We start from the raw sequence: 21360 nt of genomic DNA on the forward strand, positions 1-21360 counted from the left end.
GTATATGGCTGTATTAGTGTTAAAGTGCGGAGGCAGCATTATTGATAATCTTTCTGGCGCTTTTTTTGAAAGTATAAAAGAACTGCAAAAAGATGGATATAAGATCATCTTTGTCCACGGCGGCGGTCCTGATATTAATTTGATGCTTGAAAAAAGCGGCATTGTTCCAGCCTTCAAAAATGGCTTAAGAGTTACTACGAAAGAGGTTTTTAATATTGCGGAATTAATGCTCTCAGGCAAATCAAATCGCTGTTTGGTGCATAAACTTGAAAGCTGCGGAATACAGACAGTAGGTTTAAATGGTTCTGATGCAGGCATTCTGACGGGAAGCCCCATTGATGAGTGCAGCCTGGGAGCTGTCGGCAATGTTGAAAAGGTCAATACTGAACTTCTTCAGTTATTGTTTGAAAGAGGATATTGTCCTGTACTGACTCCGATTTCCTCTGACGGAAGCGGGGGTAAATTGAATGTAAATGCAGACCTTGCTGCGGGTGCAGTAGCGAAAGAGCTGAGGGCGGAAACTTGCATTTTTGTCAGTGATGTACCTGGAGTCATGAAGGATGGCCAAATTATTGAGGAGCTTAACCCGGAAGAAGCTCATGCTTTAATTCAGTCTGGAGAAGTAACAGGAGGAATGATTCCAAAGGTGAACACAGCACTGGCGGTTTTGGATAATGGAATTGAAAATGTAATGATTGCCAGCGGGAAAATCGCTTTTTACAAAAATGGAGCCTTTACCGGCACCAAATTTTTAAACGAAAAGAGGGTGCTGAATTGAATTCTTTATTTCCTACTTACCAGCGCTGGGATATAGAGCCCAAAACGGCTAAGGGTTCCTGGCTGACTGCAGCAGACGGCAAAAAATATCTGGACTTTACTTCCGGCATTGGTGTAACCGGGTTGGGACACTGCAGCGACTATGTCATGAATGCTGTTAAGGAACAGCTCAATCACTTTTGGCATACTTCTAATATGTTCCGCAATTCAAAGCAAGAATCAGCAGCAGCACTCTTGGCAGAAGCGTCTGGTTTGGATCGCGTATTTTTTGCAAATAGCGGAGCAGAGGCCAATGAAGCTGCAATTAAATTGGCACGCAAAGCGACAGGGAAAAGCAAAATCATCACATGCCATGGATCCTTTCACGGCCGGACGTTTGCCGGAATGGCTGCAACAGGGCAGGAAAAGGTGCGGGCTGGATACGGTCCAATGTTAACGGAATTTCAATATATACCTTTTAACAATAGTGAAGAAGTAAAAAAAATGGTGGATAAAAATACGGCTGCCGTAATGCTCGAAATTGTCCAGGGAGAAGGAGGAGTCCATCCTGCCTGCCAGGAATTCCTGACTGCCATTACAGAAGCGTGCAGGGAATCCGGAGCCCTGATTATTATTGATGAAATACAAACAGGCATCGGCAGAACAGGCAAGCCCTTTGCATTCCAGCACTTTGATATTTCCCCGGATATCATTACTTCTGCAAAAGGGCTCGGTAACGGACTTCCCATAGGTGCAATGATAGGGAAAGAATATCTTGCAGATTACTTTGGACCAGGCAGCCATGGATCGACGTTCGGGGGGAATCCTGTCAGCATTTCAGCAGCAGAGGCCGTATTGAAAAAAATTATGGATCCGGATTTTCAAGCGGAAACAGAAAAAAAAGCTGGACTCTTTTTAAAACAGCTTCAGCACACATTAAGTGATGCAAAAGGGGTGTCAGAGATCCGTGGGCTTGGGCTGATGATTGGCATTGAACTAAAAGAAGGCAGTGAAAACATTTTGCTGCAGTTTCAAAAAGAAGGGCTGCTTGTCTTGACTGCAGGCTCAAACGTTTTGAGATTGCTTCCGCCGTTAACAGCACAGCAAGAGGAATTTGATTATGCTGCAAAAGTAATTGGAGAGGCACTGAGAGTAAAGCAGAATATCTGAATTTTAATACCTATAAATGAATAAATATACTTCCGTGTTAATAAAATAGCTCTTTTCTTAAAGATTTTGCTCCTTAATAAGTTCTCAAGGCAAACCCTTTGTTAAAGCAGGTTGATTGGAGTGAAAGGTGCGGAGACTCCTGCGGGATCAGCGTGACAGATGAGACCCCGCAGACGCAAGTCGAGGAGGCCTGGCGCACGCCCCGCGGAAAGCGTAGCATCCTGGAGCGGAAATCAACCACTTGTTCAGGTAGCAATAAAGTTTACAAAAACAGCCTAATAAATATAAATTTCTATAGAGGTGAGCGCTTTGAAAAGTTATCTGCATTTATCCAATGGAGCATCATATGAAGGAACATTGCTGACAGATCACCATGTTAAGGAGGCCGCTGGAGAAATTGTCTTTTTTACGGGCATGACCGGGTATCAGGAAGTTCTGACAGATCCATCCTACAGTAATCAAATTGTTGTTTTCACATATCCCCTGATTGGAAATTACGGAATCAACCGTAATGATTTCGAAAGCAAAAAACCCCATTTAGCCGGGGTAGCTGTTTATGAAGGAAACATGGCCCATTCACACTACCAGTCAGAATACTCGCTGGCTGAATATCTGAACAAGTGGAATATCCCTTTAATAAGCCGGATAGACACAAGGGCTGTCGTTAAGCAAATCCGCCGCAGCGGCTCCATGGACGCTGCCATTTCGGAGTATGGAGCGAAAGACTTTAATGGGATTGACCCAACTTTATCTCCAGTGGCAGATGTATCTGTTAAAAATCCGGAATGTTATGGAAATGGGAAAAAACATATTGTGCTCATAGATTTTGGTTATAAAAAATCAATTCTGCACACTCTCATCAATAGTGGCTGCAGGGTCACGGTCGTTCCATATAATACGGCCGCAGGGACCATTCATCAGCTAAAGCCGGACGGAATTCTATTATCCAATGGACCTGGTGATCCCAAACAGCTGAAATACCTGCTTGGAAATATAAAAAATATTGCCTCAAGCTATCCAACTATGGGCATTTGCCTAGGCCATCAGCTGGCTGCTCTTGCTTTTGGGGGAAATACAAAGAAAATGCTCTTCGGTCACAGAGGGGCAAATCAGCCGGTTATGGACTTGATAACGAAGAAAGTATATATGAGTTCTCAGAACCACAGCTACATGGTTGATGAATCCAGCCTTGATCAAACACCGCTCAGGGTGCGTTACAGGAATGTTAATGATGGGACAGTAGAAGGGCTCATGCACAAAACACTGCCGATAATGACCGCTCAATATCATCCGGAAGCACATCCGGGACCTGCAGAGAATATCCAGCTTTTTCATGATTTTTTGACCTTGATAGACGAATGCGGCGGGAGAGAAAAAGTATATGCCTAAAGATAAGAATATCCATACAATACTAGTTATCGGCTCAGGGCCGATTATCATCGGCCAGGCGGCAGAATTTGATTATGCAGGGACACAGGGCTGCCTGGCACTGAAGGAAGAAGGCTATAAAGTAATTCTTATCAATAATAACCCTGCAACGATTATGACGGATGAGCTTCATGCAGATGCTGTATACTTTGAGCCGATGACCTGTGAAAACGTCGAGAAAATAATTGTGAAGGAAAAACCTGATGGACTTCTTGCCACGCTCGGTGGCCAAACAGGATTGAATCTTGCTTTTCAGCTTCATGAACAGGGGATTTTGGATAAATACGGAGTTAAACTGCTTGGGACTCCCATTGAATCAATAAAAAAAGGGGAAGACAGGGAGTTATTCAGGAGCCTTATGCTCGAAATTGATGAGCCAGTACCGCAAAGCACGATTGTCACAACCATGGAAGAAGCACATGCATTTGCAGAAAGCACAGGTTTTCCTATCATCATTCGTCCTGCATATACACTGGGGGGAACGGGGGGCGGAATTGCAGATGATTTCGGGGACTTAACCTCCATCGTCCGAAGCGGATTGCAGGAAAGTCCAATCACCCAATGCCTGGTTGAGAAAAGCATAGCTGGTTTTAAAGAAATCGAATATGAAGTAATGCGGGACAGTAATGGAACCTGCATTACAATCTGCAACATGGAGAATATCGATCCGGTAGGGATCCATACAGGCGATTCAGTTGTTGTAGCACCCTCACAGACTTTGACAGACGAAGAATATCATATGCTCCGCTCTGCGTCCATCAAAATCATATCCGCGCTGGGAATAGTAGGGGGCTGCAATATTCAATTTGCTTTGGACCCTTTTAGCAAAAATTATTATTTAATTGAAGTCAATCCTAGGGTCAGCCGTTCTTCCGCGCTTGCATCCAAGGCCACCGGTTACCCTATTGCCAGAATTGCCGCTAAATTGGCTGTTGGCTTTCAGTTGTCTGAACTGGCCAATCCGGTAACACAGAGCACCTATTCAAGCTTTGAGCCTGCTCTGGATTATGTGGCCGTAAAGTTTCCGCGCTGGCCATTTGATAAATTCAGTACAGCTTACAGAAAGCTTGGGACCCAAATGAAAGCGACCGGAGAAGTAATGGCGCTGCACAGAAGCTTTGAAGGAGCCATCCAAAAAGCGATAGATTCCTTAGAACTGAAAACAATAGGGCTGAAGCTCCTGGGACTTGAAGACAAGGATATGGCTGAATTAAAAAGCATGCTTAAAGAATCGACAGACGAAAGAATCTTTATTATTTTTGAACTTTTAAGAAGAGGGCTTCCCTCTGAAGATATTTGTAAGGCAACAGCAATTGACCCATTCTTTTTAAAGTCATTTGCTTCTTTGATTGAAGATGAGAAGAAAATCAGTTCTCTTACTCTTCATTCAATAAAAAAAGAGGAAATGTTGATGTATAAAGAAAAAGGGTTTTCAGACCGGTACCTGGCCGCCGCCTGGGGAGAGAAAGAATCTGATGTGAGACAGTGGCGTAAAAAACAGGGCATCAATGCCGTTTACAAAACGGTTGATACCTGTGCGGCTGAATTTGAATCTCCCTCCAATTACTATTATTCAGCCTATTTTGGCGAAAATGAACAGGTGGTCACTGACAAAAAGAAAGTGCTCATTATCGGCAGCGGCCCAATACGCATCGGCCAGGGAATTGAGTTTGATTATTGTTCGGTACATGGCGTGCTTGCGCTCCAGAAAGAAAATGCCGAAGCGATCATGATCAATAATAATCCAGAAACAGTCAGTACGGACTTTGCCATAGCTGACCGGTTATATTTTGAACCTCTTACACTCGAATATGTATTGAATGTGATCGAGGCAGAAAATATTACAGATGTAATCGTTCAATTCGGAGGGCAAACAGCCATTAATCTTGCGCGGGATCTTGAGAAGCATCAGGTGAATCTCCTGGGAACCTCATATGACATTGTGGATCAGCTGGAAGACAGGAAGAGATTTTATCAGCTTCTTAAGAAACTGGAAATCCCTCATGTGCCTGGTCAAGAGGCCGCAAACAAAGGCGAAATAGCAGCCTGTATTAAGCAAATCGGTTATCCCGTCCTTTTAAGGCCGTCATATGTAATCGGAGGCCAGGGAATGGAAATCATTCATGGTGAAAAGGATTGGAAGAAAGTCGCGGAGCAGAAGGAAGAGCTGATGTATCCAATTTTGGTTGATTCGTACATACCCGGCAAGGAAGCGGAAATTGACCTCCTTGCAGACGGTACGGATATTTTCATTCCACTCATTGCTGAGCATATTGAAAAAGCAGGTGTCCATTCAGGAGACAGCATGGTCATTCTTCCAGAAGAATCACTTTCAGAGTCTGTAAAAGAAAAAATGGTGCTTTACTCAAAAAGGATTGTTTCAGAGCTAAAATATACGGGATTAATGAACATACAATTTGTGATAAAAGGAAATGACGTTTATGTTCTGGAAGTGAACCCCAGAGCCAGCAGAACCGTGCCTATTATCAGCAAAATATCCGGCTTTCAAATGGTAGAGGCTGCTGCAAAGATTATTTACCGCAAGCAATCACTAAATGAAGCTGCAGGGTCAGCTGGACTGCAGGAAAAATTACCTTATACAGCAATAAAGTATCCTGTGTTTTCTTCCTTTGCACTTTCAGGGCTTGATACTAAAATAGGTCCTGTTATGAAATCCACCGGTGAAGGCATCACAATTGGCCGAACAAAAAGTGAAGCTCTGAGTAAGGTGTATCCGCACCCTAAACCCGGCAGTAAAGGCATTTTTAAAACACAGTCCGTCAATTTGCCGGGGGATCTTCAGGATGCCGCAGCAGATCTTGGGTTTGAGTTTTCAAGCGGTGATTTCAGGAGCTGGGCAGAAACTGAAACAGGTGCTGCTGTCCTTTCATATGGAAGCAGTGCAGATGACAAGGAAATCAGGTTATGGGCAATTAAGCATCGCCTTCTTGTTTTTACGGAAGAAGAAACCTTCGCAGCATATATACAGTCGTTCGCTTCGAATGAGACAGAAATAGCTTCGCTCCAGGAATGGAAGGAAAGATACAAAAAGGACGTGATTTCCATATGACAGCAATGGCCAGGTTGAATGAAAAAAACATTATAAAAACAAAGGATTTTCTTTCACTTGCTGGTATGACAGGCAGTGATATCCTGAAACTGCTGGAGCTGGCAGGAGAAATTAAACTAAAACAGTCAAGCGGTGAAGAATATCATCCTTTAAAAGGAAAAATATTGGGCATGATTTTTGAGAAATCTTCAACAAGAACAAGAGTTTCATTTGAAGCAGGGATGCTTCAGCTTGGGGGGCATGCTCTATTTTTGAGCAGCAGCGACATTCAGCTGGGCAGAGGAGAGACCATTGAAGATACAGGAAAGGTTTTATCTCAATTTGTAGATGCCATAATGCTTAGGACACATGAACATTCAAAGGCTGAAGCTCTTGCAAATGCTGCGGATGTGCCAGTTATAAACGGGCTGACCGACATGTACCACCCTTGCCAGGCATTGGCTGACCTTTTGACGATCCAGGAAATTAAAGGGAGTTTCAAGGGACTTAAAATAGCTTATATTGGAGACGGAAACAATGTCGCGCATTCTTTAATGCTGGCCAGCGCCAAAACGGGCATGGATTTTTCAATAGCATGTCCTGCGGGATATGAGCCGGATCCGGAAGTTATAAAGCATGCGAAAAATGAAGCAATTCATAACGGGGGAACAATAACAATCACCCATTCACCAGAAGAAGCCATCTTAGAAGCGGATGCAGTGTATGCTGATGTTTGGACATCAATGGGCCAGGAACAAGAAAACAGCATCCGTCTCAAGGCATTTAAGGATTTTAAAATTGATCAAAACTTAGTGAAACTTGCAAAGCCTGATTATATATTTATGCATTGCCTGCCTGCCCACAGGGAGGAAGAAGTAGCTGCCGAGGTGATTGACGGCCCGAATTCGGTGGTTTTCCTTCAGGCGGGGAACAGGCTTCATGCCCAAAAAGCGTTACTTGTTGATTTACTGCTGCAGTAACACTCATATCTTTTTGGCGTTTATTATTACTAAAAAATGGCGAGTGATGAAACTCCTTTTTCGGTAAGAATAGTAATACAGCCATTGAAAAGGAGAGATGGAAATGGGACAGAGTCATCAATTTACGCCAGGTCAAAAGGCCCCGAACAATGGGATGTATGTAGAAATAGGAGAAACAGGAAGCACGGTGAACAACCCTAAAAAGGTAAGGCTGAATGCTGGTGACCGTTTTCCGGAAACAACAAATGGAAACAGGCATTGGACATATAAAAGAAAACCATAATAAAAAAGAGCAAATTCTTTTTCTTCATGAAGGAAAAGGATTTGCTTTTTTTCTCTGAAAGAAGATGATGAATCTTTACTTTATAAGAAATTTTCGTATAATAAAATCAAAGGTCAAAAAAGGTCAAAACACTTCTTCTGAATGTTTGTGAGGAGGATAATTATGGATATAAACAGCTTGACTGAAAAAATGCAGCAGGCTTTATTGGTTGCACAGGAAATTTCGGCCAGGCATAAGCACCCGGAAATAGGCGAGCTTCATATGCTGGCAGCTTTGACTAAGATAGAAGATCATTTGCTTCATTCACTGATGGCAGAAATTCATGAAGGAGATAAGAAACTCCAGGATGAGTTAGAAAAAAGATTAGACAGACTGCCTTCTGTTGAACTGGCAGACAGCAAAGAAGCCAGGAACTATATGTCATCAGCACTGCAAAATACCTTTAGGGCAGCAGGTGAAATGATGATGCAAATGCATGACGACTACCTTTCGGTGGAGCATTTTCTTCTTTCGTCATTCAAAGTGGGGAAATCAGAAATTAAGGACATACTTTCTAGACTTGGCGCTGATTATCAAATGACAGAAAATACAATGAAAAAAATCAGGGGGAATCAAAACGTGACCAGCCAGAATCCTGAAGGTACATATGAAGTGCTGAAAAAATACGGCCGTGACCTGGTAGCTGAAGCTAAAACAGGCAAAACCGATCCTGTAATCGGCAGGGATGCAGAAATTCGCAGCGTGATCAGGATCCTTTCCAGAAAAACAAAAAATAATCCAGTCTTGATCGGAGAACCAGGTGTCGGAAAAACGGCGATAGCAGAAGGGCTTGCCCAGCGGATCGTACGAAAAGATGTTCCTGACGGACTGAAGGATAAAACCATCTTTTCCCTGGATATGAGTGCATTGATAGCTGGTGCAAAATTCCGGGGAGAATTTGAAGAGCGCTTAAAAGCTGTCCTGCAGGAAATTAAAAAAAGCGATGGCAGAATCCTGTTATTCATTGATGAGCTGCACACAATCGTGGGTGCTGGACGGACAGAGGGCTCTCTTGATGCAGGCAATATGCTTAAGCCTATGCTTGCAAGAGGAGAGCTGCATTGCATTGGTGCTACGACTCTCGATGAATACCGCAAATATATTGAAAAAGACCCTGCATTGGAAAGAAGATTTCAGCAGGTTCTGGTAATTGAGCCTGGTGTGGAAGATACCATAACTATGCTTCGGGGATTAAAAGAGCGTTTTGAAATTCATCATGGAGTAAAAATTGGGGACAGGGCCATTGTGGCAGCTGCTGTTTTATCCAATCGGTATATAACAGAAAGGTTTTTACCTGACAAGGCTATAGATTTGATTGATGAGGCATGTGCATTAATCCGGACTGAAATCGATTCGATGCCCTTAGAACTGGATGAGATAACAAGGAAAGTCATGCAGCTCGAGATAGAGGAAGCCGCACTGAAAAATGAGAAAGACCCCCGAAGCAAAGAAAGGCTGGACGAGCTGAGAAAAGAGCTTACAGAACAGCGCAAACATGCAGAATCCTTAAGGTCAGATTGGATGAGTGAGAAAACATCTCTTCAGCAAGTTCAGGAACAAAGGGGGAAACTTGAAAAACTTCGGCGCGATCTTGAAATAGCGGAAAGTGAATATGACTTAAACAGGGCTGCAGAACTGCGGCACGGGCAAATACCAGAGATGGAAAAGGAACTGCAAAGCATGGAGGAAGAGCTTGAAAGAGGGAAGCAGGAATCACGTTTGCTTCGGCAGGAGGTAACAGAAGAAGAAATCGCCTCTATAGTGGCAAACTGGACAGGAATCCCTGTCGACAGGCTAGTGGAAAGTGAAAGGGAAAAGCTTCTCAAACTGCCGGGCATTCTTCAAAAAAGAGTGGTTGGCCAGGATGAAGCGATTGAAGCTGTAGCAGATGCGGTACTAAGGGCGAGAGCGGGGATAAAAGATCCTAATCGTCCGATAGGCTCTTTTATCTTTCTTGGGCCTACTGGAGTTGGTAAAACAGAGCTGGTCAAGGCTCTTGCCGGAACACTGTTTGACTCAGAAGAGCATATGATCAGGATTGATATGTCTGAGTATATGGAGAAACACTCTGTTTCCCGGCTGATTGGAGCCCCTCCAGGGTATGTGGGATACGAGGAGGGCGGACAGCTGACCGAGGCAATCAGAAGAAATCCTTATTCAGTTGTTTTGCTGGATGAAATTGAAAAAGCACATGGAGAAGTATTCAACTTATTGCTGCAAATGCTTGATGACGGCAGGATAACTGACTCACAGGGGAGAATAGTAAATTGCAGGAATACAGTAATCATCATGACCTCTAATATTGGCTCCCATTATATGCTCCAGACTGCAGCAGAAAATGAAAAGATAGATGACAGAACAAGAGAGCGTGTTTTTTCAGATCTAAGGAAACATTTCCGCCCTGAATTTTTGAACCGTATTGATGATATTGTCCTATTTAAGCCTCTTTCGAAAAAGGAAATCATTAAAATTGTTGAAAATATGGCCGTGCAGCTGCAGAAGCGTCTCGAGGAACAAAATATATCGTTAATTCTTACCTCAAAAGCCAAGGAGTTTATTGCTGAACAGGGATTTGACCCGGTTTATGGGGCAAGGCCGCTTAGAAGGTTTATTCAAAAGCATGTGGAAACTATGGCCGCCCGGGAAATCATAGCCGGAAATATAAAATCAAATTCCTCCTTAACGGTGGATTTCAATGAAGAAAATGGATTGTTTATTGTTTGCTAATACTGTTTTCGTAACCTTTACTGCTATGGAACAAGGGGGCTGATTTCCGCTCCAGGATGCTCGCTTTACACGCAAGCGGTGAGCCTCCTCGGCCGCGGCTGCGGGGTCTCGCCTGTTCCGCTAATCCCGCAGGAGTGTCGCACCCTACGCTCCAATCAACCTGACTTAACAATGGGATTGCCTCACAGAACTTATTAAAAAACAACAATCTTTAAGAAAAGAGCCTTACAAAAAAAGGATAAAGCTGCATTGATTTCATTTTCTTAGTGATTTAGGGTGAGGGCCACTGGTCAGTAAGTATAAGCCTTTTGCGGAACCAGCGTGCAAAATTAATATCGACTAAAGAAAGAAGGACATCCGGAATGGATGTCCTTTAGCTTACATAACGGATTAATGATGAGTTTTTTCAACCGGATCATTAGGTATAATAGCAGGAACAATCAAAACAAGTACGGTTACCACTACTCCTAAAATCATAGCTGTTGAAAAATCATATGAAGACCCAATCATTGAAGAAACAACATATGTAAGCATATGCATTAATAACATCGTCCAGAAAAGCGTAGCAATGTATCGCATCGAAATTCACCTCATTCCACTGCAGTCGTTTTTATCTTATCATAATTAATATCACTATAAAACTGCTTTTTCATTATAAATATGAACAAATTGAGTCATTGAAACAGCGGCAAATCATTATCCGCCGCACATTCAGTCATCCTGAAATAAAACCGGGGACAATCACAAAGTTTCACGTCCCATTCATAAAGGAAGAAAGTCCTTGCCTTTTTTGTGTGATATGTTAAAAATAGCTTAATTGATTGTAAAATTTAGATAAGCACGTAGGCGCTTCTCCCTTTCGAATCTAAGCGGCAGACATATGATTAGTAGTAGTGACTTAAAGAAAAGGAGTAAAGCTGATGGAACAGCGAACATTTCTTTTGGATGGACAATGGAACATAGTTTATTATCCCCATAAACCGAGCGGATTTTCAGTCCTTATTTTTGGCGACAGCGGACACTTCGTTCAAGAACGTACAAGCTATTGGAGGGAACATCCAGGAAGGCTCCAAATACTCGAATCCCTTAAGGAGCACGGCTATACACTTTTTTCTTCCAACTTTCACGGAATGAAGTGGGAAAGCCAAAGGTCATTTGAACTGGCCGTGAAATTATATTTTCTGATTATGAAGAGTGAGATTCTGAATAACAAAATCCATATTTTAGCAGAAGGGACAGGCGCACTCCCTGCCATGAAATTCATGGAAAGCATGCCGGAATTAATCCGTTCAGTCGTGTTCATCAATCCATGCTTATCTGTTAAAAACAGGCTGATAAAAGAAAAAGAAAATAAATTTTTTTACAAAAAATGGCTAAAAGAAGCCTCTGCTGCCAATAAGATGGATTCCGGGGAATTTGAAGGTTTCGTGCTGGATTCTGACAAGCTTTCATTCAAGACAAAAGTTCCCTTGAAAATAATAACAGTCTTAGACAATGCCAATGGTGAACAAAATTCGCTTTATCAGGAGCTGAAACAGCAAAACGACCAGGAATTGCTGGAATTTACGTATTTGCTTCCTGAAAAAAGATATAAGATCCCGATCCAGATACGGCAATTTTTTCAAAAACATGAAAAATTGCTATAAAAATAGCTATATTGAGACTGCTCGCTGCATACCATACAGAATCCAGCGAGTTTAGATAATCATACGCATCATTTCGGGTATAATCTGGCGTGATTAAGGGGGGGCTGCAGGATGTGTTCATCAATTGTTATTGGCGCTTTACAGTTTACTGGGTTCCACTTAACGGAGCGCTTGCTTGACAGGGGTGAAAAGGTTTTTGGGATTGACCATTTCCAGGGGGATGGAGATGACTATATTCATGAACATAAACAGGATGCCTTTGGCAGGAACGCCAATTTTATAAGCAGTGCTTTTCATGAGGAACTGCCTTCTTCATTCCCTGGTGCATCCGCGATCTATGTATGTTTATATGATTTTTGGAAAATGCCTGAAAGAGACACAGAAAAAATAGCTGATGCCATCGCAAAAATTCTAATAAATCTCAAAAACGTCCAGCCTCTTCCTACACTCACCATTTTAATCCCGCTAGGCCAGAAAGAGCAAAGTTTTGCAGAACATACAGAACTATGGTCCATCCTCAAATCCTTCGCGCATGCCCGGTTTGTTTATCTGCCAGCCATTTATGGCCCCTGGCAGCCTGCATCATTTGCCTTTGAAACTGGAATCCAAAAAAAAAGCAAGGAAGAAGCAATTGATGCCATTTCTTCAGAATATCGAAATGACGCAATATATATTTCAGACTTCATCGATGCCTTAGAAAAACTTAAAGAACATGATGGCGGAAATATCGTGTTCGAAAGTGAGGCGAAGCAGCAGTGGCAAGCCTGTGCCAACCTTATTTTTGATACTGAAATCCTGGATAGGTTTCCTTCAGAGGGTGAATGCCTCCAAACAGCTAATGTTTTAAAAGTGAAAAATAATGTGAGCCCTTATGAAGGGATCAACAAGCAAAAAGAACATTGGAGGAAAATGCTGATGCTTAAACAGCATCAAGGGAGGAATAGCTAAAATTCTTTTCATTTTTTATTGAAGAAGGTAAAATGGAACTTGAGTAAAAGGTGCTAATTTTTTCCTGAAAGTATTTTTAGCCGATTGCTGATTGGAACGGATGAGCAGGGTTCCTGGGAGGGCTTTAGGGAGAACCGCAGGGCGGAATGCAGTTCTGAAGCGCCCGCGGGTGAAAGCACCTGCAGCGGTGAAGGAGTTGCGGTGGATGTTAAAGAAAATAGGCATTTGTATGTTATTTGCCTTGCTGCTTAGCGGCTGCGATAAAACAGAAAGCTCCGGCCATTTAAAGAAAGCTGCCCTGCTTGTGCCTAATACGATAAATGATCAGGTATGGGGGACAAAAGGCTATAAAGGATTGCTGGCAATCCAATCCCGTTTCGGGGGTAATATATTTTATAAAGAAAAAATGAACAGCAAATTCATTGTTGAGCAGGCAGTAAAAGACCTCCAGGGTAAAGGGGTTAATCTTATTATCGGCCATGGCAGCGAATATGCTGAATACTTTAATGAAATTTCGGACAAATATCCGGACATACGATTCGTCAGTTTTAATGGAAATGCAACAAAGCCCAATACAACAAGCCTTAATTTTAAAGCTAAAGCAATGGGCTTTTTTGGCGGAATGGTTGCCGCTGAAATGTCACAGACCAAACAAATAGGCGTGCTTGCCGCATATGACTGGCAGCCTGAAGTGAAAGGATTCATTGAGGGAGCAGGTTTTCAGGATCAGCAGGTAAAAGTGGATGTTGAATATGTGAACGGATGGGACGATGAAGAAAAAGCTCTGCAGCTTCTAAATAAAATGATTTCTAATGGGGATGATATTTTCTATCCTGCAGGCGACGGATTTAATGTGCCTGTTATTGAGAGGCTAAAAGAAAAGCAGCTTTACGCGATTGGCTATGTGTCGGATCAGTCAAATCTGGGAAGCACCACTATACTGACAAGCACCATACAGAATGTGGATGACTTATATGTGCGGGCAGCGGAGAAGTTTGATAAAAATGAATTGAAGTCAGGAAACTTGTTTTTTGACATCCAAGATGGTGTAATTATTATGGGACAATACAGTCCTCTTGTGAAGAAAAGCTTTCAGGCTGAAATGAAGAAATACTTTCAATTATACAAAGAAACTGGCAAACTGCCGGATGAACTTAAGGAGGGATAATCATGAATCAAGACAAGACTATGGAATTCATGGGAATAGCAATGAAATACTTTCCGGAAGCGAAAGCGAAGTTAGAGGAAGCAGGCGTACCGTTTTCAATTGAGCTTGCCCAGCCGTTTATGGATTTATTTACAAAGGTTATGTATGAAGCCTATGAACTTGGTTTAAAGGACGCCGAAACTAAATAAGCTAAAAGACTCTGGGTTCAACCGGGATTTTACCGGCAGTTTACCCTTGTGCAACTCTTGCTCCTGAGGACAGGGCCGCTGCCAGTTAAGCGGATAAAAGGCTGATTATTGTTCCCTGATAATCAGCCTTTTTGGCCGCTTTCAGTCAGCCCTTCTTTTCGAATTTTTTCAGCGTCTGTAAAATGAGGGGGTTCAGCTTGCTGAGGGCAGGCTTGAATTCTCCATAAATGGTCATAAGTGTATCGACACTTTCCATCAGCTGCATATAATCAATGCTTCCAGGAGCAGCCGGTTCTTCTTCTTTTACTTGTTTTTCTTTTTTGGGGAACATTATAGATGAAAAACGGTCGCTTTGATTTAAATTTTTGTTTCCATTAAAAAAATCCACTTACAGGATCCTCCTTTTTAAAAAAATTGGACTAAAGGCAATACTCCCCTTCTTAAGCACCGCAGCAAAGCGGTTAAGCAATGGCTGCCAAAGAATGTGCAGAAGAAGCATTTGCTGAACAAGGGCCATGCATTGTTCATATTTAAGGTATGCTGCCAGCCGCTTTAATGAGCAGGCTCTTGTCCCAAAAGGCCCGAATTTACTGGGAATACATGAGGGCCAGCGCCTTTTTTAAGCGATATCTGTTGCAAGTGGGGGAAGTTTTTTATAAGATTAGTACCAGGTAATAATATTTGATAATAAAAGATTAATTAACAATAGATAAGGGGTTGTCAAAAATGAATGCAGGAATCTTAGGGATGGGCCGCAGTTTGCCGGAAAAAGTTTTAACGAACTTTGACCTTGAGAAAATGGTGGATACAAGCGATGAATGGATCCGCACCAGAACTGGCATTGAAGAAAGAAGAATTGCAGCAGATGACGTCGATACTTCTGATATGGCTTATGAAGCTGCACTCAATGCCATTAAGAATGCAGGAATTTCTGCTGAAGAACTGGATTTAATTCTAGTAGGGACCGTTACACCTGACCAGCCATTCCCATCAGTTGCTTGTATGATCCAAGATAAACTTGGCGCAAAAAAGGCAGCTGCAATGGATATCAGCGCCGCGTGTTCAGGGTTTATGTATGGTATGATTACAGCGGAACAGTTTATTAAAAACGGCACTTATAAATATGTATTGATTGTTGGAGTTGAAAAACTCTCAAAAATAACCGATTGGAATGACCGTAATACTGCAGTGCTTTTCGGTGATGGAGCAGGAGCTGCAGTAATGGGCCCAGTTTCTGAAGGCAGGGGAATTCTGTCATTTGAGCTTGGCTCTGACGGATCTGGCGGAAAGCATTTGTATCAAAATGGTCCCCATCTGTTCATGAACGGCCGTGAAGTATTCAAATTCGCTGTTCGCCAAATGGGCGAATCTTGTATAAATGTTATTGAAAAAGCAGGATTGACGAAAGAAGATGTGAGCTTTTTAGTTCCCCATCAGGCAAATATCCGTATCATGGAAGCTTCCAGGGAACGCCTTGGGCTGCCGGCTGAAAAGATGTCAAAAACGGTTGCTAAATATGGAAACAGTTCTGCCTCTTCAATTCCGATTGCGATGGTAGAGGAATTGGAAGCAGGCAAGATAAAAGATGATGATGTTGTTGTTCTGGTAGGATTTGGCGGCGGTCTTACATGGGGTGCCATCGCACTTCGCTGGGGCCGATAAAAATAAAGCAAAACTCCATCAGCAGGTACCAGCCAGCCCCTATGCGGGCTGGGTGGGCGCTATGCTGAATTTCCCTTGAAGGGATCTTACCAAAGTAATGTAATGGAACATATGAGATTCTAATTTTTATGCGGCAAACCGGATAAAGAGATTCAGGATAGCTTGGTGCAGCAGCTATATTCGGCTGGCTTACATTATCCGGGGCGGGCGCTTTATTACGAAAGGAGCAAGTTTTTATGAATAATCGTCGAGTGGTTGTCACGGGAATAGGTGCAGTAACACCTTTAGGAAATGATGCAGAAACTACATGGGCTAATATTGTGGATGGTAAAACGGGCATCGGCCCCCTGACACGATTAAATGCAGATGAATATCCTTCAAAAGTTGCAGCTGAGGTAAAGGACTTTGATATCGAGCAATATGTAGATAGAAAAGAAGCAAGAAAAATGGACCGCTTCACACATTATGCAATTGCGGCTTCCGTGATGGCTGTAAAGGATGCCAGTCTTGAAATCACAGATCAAAATGCCCCTCGTGTGGGTGTATGGATCGGTTCTGGAATCGGTGGTATGGAAACCTTTGAAAATCAGTTTGAAAATTTTCAAAAAAGAGGCTATAAACGTGTCAGCCCTTTCTTTGTTCCAATGATCATTCCTGATATGGCTGCTGGCCAGGTTTCTATTTTGCTTGGCGCAAAAGGAATGAACTCCTGTACTGTAACGGCTTGTGCAACTGGAACAAACTCCATTGGCGACGCTTTTAAGGTCATTCAGCGCGGAGATGCCGATGTAATGATCAGCGGAGGAGCAGAAGCACCTATAACAAAAATGTCTGTAGCAGGCTTTTGCTCAAATACTGCTCTTTCAACAAATCCGGATCCTCAAACAGCAAGCCGTCCATTCGACTTAAACAGAGATGGATTTGTTATTGGTGAAGGAGCAGGCATAGTTGTACTGGAAGAATTGGAACATGCCTTGAGCCGCGGAGCCAAAATTTACGGCGAAGTAGTTGGCTACGGGTCCACTGGAGATGCTTATCATATTACAGCACCTGCTCCAGGCGGGGAAGGCGGCGCCCGTGCGATGAAAATGGCGCTAAATGACGCTGGCATGAACCCTTCCGACATTGATTATATCAATGCCCACGGTACAAGTACTGCCTATAACGACAAGTATGAAACGATGGCGGTTAAAGAAGTATTTGGAAGCCATGCATATGACCTTGCTATAAGCTCCACTAAATCCATGACAGGCCACCTGCTTGGCGCGGCCGGAGGAGTAGAAGCCATTTTCTCTCTTCAAGCAATCAGAGACAGCATTCTTCCTCCGACAATCAATTTGGAGACAGCAGATCCAGAATGTGATCTGGATTATGTAGCAAACTCCGCTAGAAAAGCAGAGCTTAAAGCAGTGATGAGCAACTCATTAGGATTTGGAGGCCATAATGCAACACTGGTCTTCAAAAAGTACGAATAAACATAGCACATGCTCCTAAGTCAGGGAAACATAGAAAATGATTCTATCTTTCTGAAGCTTTTTTGAACGTCTTATTTTCTTCTTAAATACAGGACATGAAAAAAAGGACCGAACTATAAAATGCAGTGTAATAATGCCTGAGACCTGTTTTTTCAAGACAGGTCTCAGGCATTTTTTCTTTTTATGAGGAGATTCCATTGTTAAGTAAAGCTGATTGGAATGTAAGGTGTCCGGACCCGCAGATGCAGTTATTGGTGGCTCACCGCTTGCGGGGAAAGCAGGCAACCTGGAGCGGAAATCTGCCCCTTTTTCAATAGCAGCAAAAATTCCAGGGGATTTTTTAAAAATACTTAGTAATCCTTGCTCATTTTTTCAGGAAGTTCATACGATACTGTATATAAAAATGAGGTGAGCTGTATGGGGATAGAAAACACAAACGAATGGCTGAGGGACGATTTTTTTAACCCGTCAGCAATTTGCGATCATTTCAAAGAACTCTTTATGGAGCAAGACTCTAAAAAACTCTATCAATATCTTAAAAGCTATGGCATGTATTCACCTGGGCAAAAGTCCAAAAGAGATGCTGAATCTCTGATGGATCATGATATCTGGGAAAAAGGAAAAAAAATCTTCAATAAATACAAAAAAAAATGGAACGGGCCTGATGTGCCTATTTTTATTTTTCCCTTAAAACAGCCGGGATTTTTAGAAAGAGCGATTGAAAATAAATCCGGTCTGGCATTTCCTGATAAAATGCTGTTATTTATCCATGCAGGAATAAAGGATAAAGAGCTAGAAGCGTTATTTATACACGAATATCATCATGTTTGCCGCCTTAACAAAATGGCCGGCCGTGCAGAAGAGCCAAACCTGCTTGATTCCATGATTATGGAAGGTCTCGCAGAGAATGCAGTGGCACACCATTTAGGAAAAGAATATCTGGCGGGATGGACAGCGGTTCACAGCGAAGAAAAGCTGGAAGAATACTGGATCAGATTTGTTGAAAAACATATTCACGTAAAAAGACATGAAAAACTTCATGACTCCATTTTGCTCGGCCAGGGGAGATATCCTTCAATGCTCGGGTATTGCATGGGATACCATTTAGTGAAAAAGCAAAGCAAAATACCTTTTATGCAATCTTTCAGTATTTCTGCGGAAAAATTTCTGGATAATAATGAGCCGTAAGCCTATACTCCGCCTATTAATAATTTGGGAAGATCAAATGGAATAATTTCTCTTTAGGATGCCTATACTGATGGACAAACAGATTATTGTAAGCGAGGGATGAATTCATGCTATATCTTCATGATGTTTGGGTAAATTGGTTTGAAGGAGAAGAAAATGGCTATAACATCTGCCATTTTCATGAGTGGAGAAAAGATGATGGAATCGAGTTGCTTGACCAAGTTCCATTATTAAAAATTTCGGCAGCTTTGTTTAATTACATAGAAAATGATTTGGCGGAATTGCCGAAAACACTGCTTAACGATGTTTTCCAAAAAGCCTTCACTAGAAAAAACCATGAAAGAATCCAGATGGATTACTGTTTTGTCATTACAGATGGAACAGGCATACTTGCAGTGGATACAATTGGCTATCATATACCAATCAGGAAAAGCAGATTGATACCGCGCCAGGAACAAATTGTTTATGACATGATAGAAAACCACAGCGAATTAGATTACACATTCGGCGATTCACAAACATCAGCCAAGGAATATCATATATTGTCTCCATCGCCTCAGTTCATGAATGGGCTTACGAGGAAGGAAAGGCAGCTGAAACAGCTGCTGTTTATGGCAATGGACCAGCTTTTGACGGCGAAGAACACAGCTGAAATCCGTTATTGGTATACAGAGTGGGCACCAGAGAAATATGCCTTTATACAAGAAATGAACTTTGATCATGCCTGGCTGGGACTTTATGAAGAAATGAAGGATGGCTGGACGGATAAGCATTTACACATATGCGAAAATCTTGTGAAGGGACAGCCCTTTTTCGAGAAGCTATGGGAAATGGAAGTAGGAGACAGTCCGTCGATGCTTTAAATACATGAAAAAAGGGAGCGGCCTTATTAGAGGCTGTTCCCTTCCTTTTTATCTGCGGTTCAGACGGGTGAGATACCTTTTACCTTCTTTTTCTGCCCAATCCCATTCCGTTCAGCATCTTTTTCATCATTCGGTTTGCCTCGATATTTGCTTTTTCAGCACCTCTGTCAAGGATATCATCGAGCTCGGATGACTCAAGAAGCTCATAAAATCTTTCCTGGATAGGCTTTATTTCATTTAAAACGACCTCGGCAAGACCGCTTTTAAAGTCGCCATATCCTTTCCCTTCATACATGCTCTCAATTTCCCCGATTGTTTTATGGCTGAAAATAGAGTAAATGGATAACAGGTTGGAAACACCTGGTTTGTTTTCTTTATCATATTTAACAATGCCTTCAGAATCAGTGACCGCGCTCTTGATTTTCTTTTCAATCTGCTTTGGATCATCTAGCAGTGTGATGGTAGCTTTTTTATTAGGATCGGATTTGCTCATTTTTTTCAGGGGTTCCTGCAGGGACATAATCCGCGCGCCCACTTTTGGCAGGCTGATTTCCGGGACCTTAAGGATATCGCTGTATTTCTTATTGAACCGTTCAGCCAGATCTCTTGTCAGCTCAATATGCTGCTTTTGATCATCGCCAACAGGAACAAGATCTGTATTATATAAAAGAATATCTGCGGCCATCAGAGGCGGATAAGTAAGCAGGCCGGAAGATACGCCTTCCTTGCCATGTGATTTATCCTTAAACTGTGTCATCCGCTCAAGCTCTCCTATATAAGAGATGCATTGCAGGAGCCATCCTGCCTGAGTATGCGCGGGCACTTCGGATTGGATAAAGATTGTGTTCTTTTCGGGATCAAGGCCAATTGCCAGATATAAGGCGGCAAGCTTCCTGGTGTTCTCCCTTAATTCAAGGCGGTCCTGCGGGACGGTGATGGCATGTTCGTCCACAATGCAAAAGTAGCAATCATATTCATTCTGTAATTCCACAAATTGCTTCATGGCTCCTATGTAATTGCCAAGCGTTACGGAACCTGTAGGCTGAATGCCTGAAAATATTCTCTTCAACTGCTAGTCACTCCTCTTAGAAACATAGATGATTCTAATCAATCATCGGGTTTATCTTTCATTTTAGTTGTATTTAGCTGTATTATCCACTGTTTTCATAGAACTCCTATTATATCAGGATAGACAAAAACATGCAGAATCATAAGTAGTATATATAAAGTGAAACCATCATGATTGCAAGCAGCAGCAATCCTGAGAAAAGTGCAGGGCGCAAATCCATCGACACGATGCCGGATAAGCGAGGAATATCCTCCAATTCATCACCGCTTTCATACTTTGCCCGGAAGATCCTGCGAAAGCTATATGAAATGCCGTCAAAAAAGCCTTTCTGTGTGACAAAGCCCAATATACCTATGAATAAAACAGCTCCGCCCACATAAAAAGACATATTAATAAAATGAAGCAATGATAACTCGTGATCTACCGCAAAAATGAGCAGCAGTGTTAAAAGTAGCAAAATAAAAAAGTATGTCGCTGTTTTTTTCAAAATGGCTGACCCTCGCTCCAGTATTTTTTTACTATTATTATATCAGAGATCAAAGAACGATAAAAAGAATAAAAATTATTCAAAAATAGAAATATACGTGTACAAACTAATTATTTTACCTTCCTGGAAGCCAATATGATAAACATTAAGACCTATTTCACTTTAGCGCTCTTACTCATTAAAGGGCAATAACATAAGAAAATATAGAAGATATTAGGAAATCAACCTGTAAAA

Annotated in this window: 19 protein-coding genes; 15 read left to right on the forward strand and 4 right to left on the reverse strand. The window is 42.2% G+C overall.

The annotated features are described in order from the left end of the window. Positions 1–4 precede the first annotated feature (4 nt). The 7 genes from argB (at position 5) to clpB (ending at position 10432) form a co-directional block, all read left to right on the forward strand. Positions 5–778 (forward strand): acetylglutamate kinase, encoded by a 774-nt coding sequence (gene argB, locus BM126_RS01230; protein ID WP_090987440.1) that lies wholly within the window; start codon positions 5–7, stop codon positions 776–778. Continuing rightward, positions 775–1926, forward strand: a complete 1152-nt coding sequence (locus BM126_RS01235) for an acetylornithine transaminase (RefSeq protein WP_090987442.1) — start codon at positions 775–777, stop codon at positions 1924–1926. Before argB ends, BM126_RS01235 begins: the two co-directional genes overlap by 4 nt. A 309-nt stretch (positions 1927–2235) precedes the next feature. Next, positions 2236–3315: a carbamoyl phosphate synthase small subunit gene (locus BM126_RS01240; RefSeq protein ID WP_090987444.1), complete on the forward strand. Its 1080-nt coding sequence runs from the start codon at positions 2236–2238 to the stop codon at positions 3313–3315. Continuing rightward, positions 3308–6424 (forward strand): carbamoyl phosphate synthase large subunit, encoded by a 3117-nt coding sequence (locus tag BM126_RS01245; protein ID WP_090987446.1) that lies wholly within the window; start codon positions 3308–3310, stop codon positions 6422–6424. Before BM126_RS01240 ends, BM126_RS01245 begins: the two co-directional genes overlap by 8 nt. Positions 6425–6429: 5 nt before the next feature. After that, entirely contained in the window at positions 6430–7383 is a 954-nt protein-coding gene (argF, locus tag BM126_RS01250) for an ornithine carbamoyltransferase (protein WP_177201306.1), read from the forward strand. 103 nt (positions 7384–7486) lie between these two features. Then, positions 7487–7666 (forward strand): YjzC family protein, encoded by a 180-nt coding sequence (locus BM126_RS01255; protein ID WP_071351909.1) that lies wholly within the window; start codon positions 7487–7489, stop codon positions 7664–7666. Between the two features lie 162 nt (positions 7667–7828). After that, the gene (clpB, locus tag BM126_RS01260) at positions 7829–10432 is read left to right on the forward strand and encodes an ATP-dependent chaperone ClpB (protein ID WP_090987450.1); all 2604 of its coding nucleotides are present in this window, start codon (positions 7829–7831) and stop codon (positions 10430–10432) included. Between the two features lie 390 nt (positions 10433–10822). Here clpB and BM126_RS01265 read toward each other — a convergent pair whose 3' ends face one another. Beyond that, the gene (locus tag BM126_RS01265) at positions 10823–11011 is read right to left on the reverse strand and encodes a YjzD family protein (protein WP_071351911.1); all 189 of its coding nucleotides are present in this window, start codon (positions 11009–11011) and stop codon (positions 10823–10825) included. A gap of 341 nt (positions 11012–11352) precedes the next feature. On the opposite strand from BM126_RS01265, the gene BM126_RS01270 reads away from it, so the two are divergent. From BM126_RS01270 to BM126_RS01285, 4 genes are all read left to right on the forward strand, one after another. Further along, positions 11353–12078, forward strand: a complete 726-nt coding sequence (locus BM126_RS01270; RefSeq protein ID WP_090987452.1) for a hypothetical protein — start codon at positions 11353–11355, stop codon at positions 12076–12078. A gap of 111 nt (positions 12079–12189) precedes the next feature. After that, positions 12190–13026 (forward strand): NAD(P)-dependent oxidoreductase, encoded by an 837-nt coding sequence (locus BM126_RS01275; RefSeq protein WP_090987454.1) that lies wholly within the window; start codon positions 12190–12192, stop codon positions 13024–13026. Between the two features lie 205 nt (positions 13027–13231). Then, positions 13232–14194 (forward strand): BMP family ABC transporter substrate-binding protein, encoded by a 963-nt coding sequence (locus BM126_RS01280; RefSeq protein WP_090987455.1) that lies wholly within the window; start codon positions 13232–13234, stop codon positions 14192–14194. A 2-nt stretch (positions 14195–14196) separates the two neighbouring features. Further along, on the forward strand, positions 14197–14382 hold the full coding sequence (locus BM126_RS01285) for a ComZ family protein (protein WP_090987457.1): 186 nt from the start codon (positions 14197–14199) through the stop codon (positions 14380–14382). 145 nt (positions 14383–14527) lie between these two features. Here BM126_RS01285 and BM126_RS01290 read toward each other — a convergent pair whose 3' ends face one another. Beyond that, positions 14528–14770: a hypothetical protein gene (locus BM126_RS01290; protein ID WP_090987459.1), complete on the reverse strand. Its 243-nt coding sequence runs from the start codon at positions 14768–14770 to the stop codon at positions 14528–14530. 338 nt (positions 14771–15108) lie between these two features. On the opposite strand from BM126_RS01290, the gene BM126_RS01295 reads away from it, so the two are divergent. The 4 genes from BM126_RS01295 (at position 15109) to BM126_RS01315 (ending at position 19570) form a co-directional block, all read left to right on the forward strand. Beyond that, on the forward strand, positions 15109–16044 hold the full coding sequence (locus tag BM126_RS01295) for a beta-ketoacyl-ACP synthase III (RefSeq protein ID WP_071351917.1): 936 nt from the start codon (positions 15109–15111) through the stop codon (positions 16042–16044). A 236-nt stretch (positions 16045–16280) separates the two neighbouring features. Continuing rightward, on the forward strand, positions 16281–17519 hold the full coding sequence (fabF, locus tag BM126_RS01300; protein ID WP_090987461.1) for a beta-ketoacyl-ACP synthase II: 1239 nt from the start codon (positions 16281–16283) through the stop codon (positions 17517–17519). Between the two features lie 417 nt (positions 17520–17936). After that, the gene (locus tag BM126_RS01310) at positions 17937–18707 is read left to right on the forward strand and encodes a DUF2268 domain-containing putative Zn-dependent protease (protein WP_090987464.1); all 771 of its coding nucleotides are present in this window, start codon (positions 17937–17939) and stop codon (positions 18705–18707) included. 107 nt (positions 18708–18814) lie between these two features. Next, positions 18815–19570, forward strand: coding sequence for a YjbA family protein (locus BM126_RS01315; protein ID WP_090987466.1), 756 nt, complete (start codon positions 18815–18817; stop codon positions 19568–19570). Positions 19571–19649: 79 nt separating this feature from the next. Here BM126_RS01315 and trpS read toward each other — a convergent pair whose 3' ends face one another. Together trpS and BM126_RS01325 are read right to left on the reverse strand one after the other, a co-directional pair. Next, the gene (gene trpS, locus BM126_RS01320; RefSeq protein ID WP_090987468.1) at positions 19650–20639 is read right to left on the reverse strand and encodes a tryptophan--tRNA ligase; all 990 of its coding nucleotides are present in this window, start codon (positions 20637–20639) and stop codon (positions 19650–19652) included. Positions 20640–20778: 139 nt separating this feature from the next. Beyond that, positions 20779–21126, reverse strand: a complete 348-nt coding sequence (locus BM126_RS01325; protein WP_090987470.1) for a DUF3899 domain-containing protein — start codon at positions 21124–21126, stop codon at positions 20779–20781. Between the last annotated feature and the right edge of the window lie 234 nt (positions 21127–21360).

The organism is Bacillus sp. OV322 (assembly GCF_900112495.1).
Taxonomy (GTDB): domain Bacteria; phylum Bacillota; class Bacilli; order Bacillales; family DSM-1321; genus Peribacillus.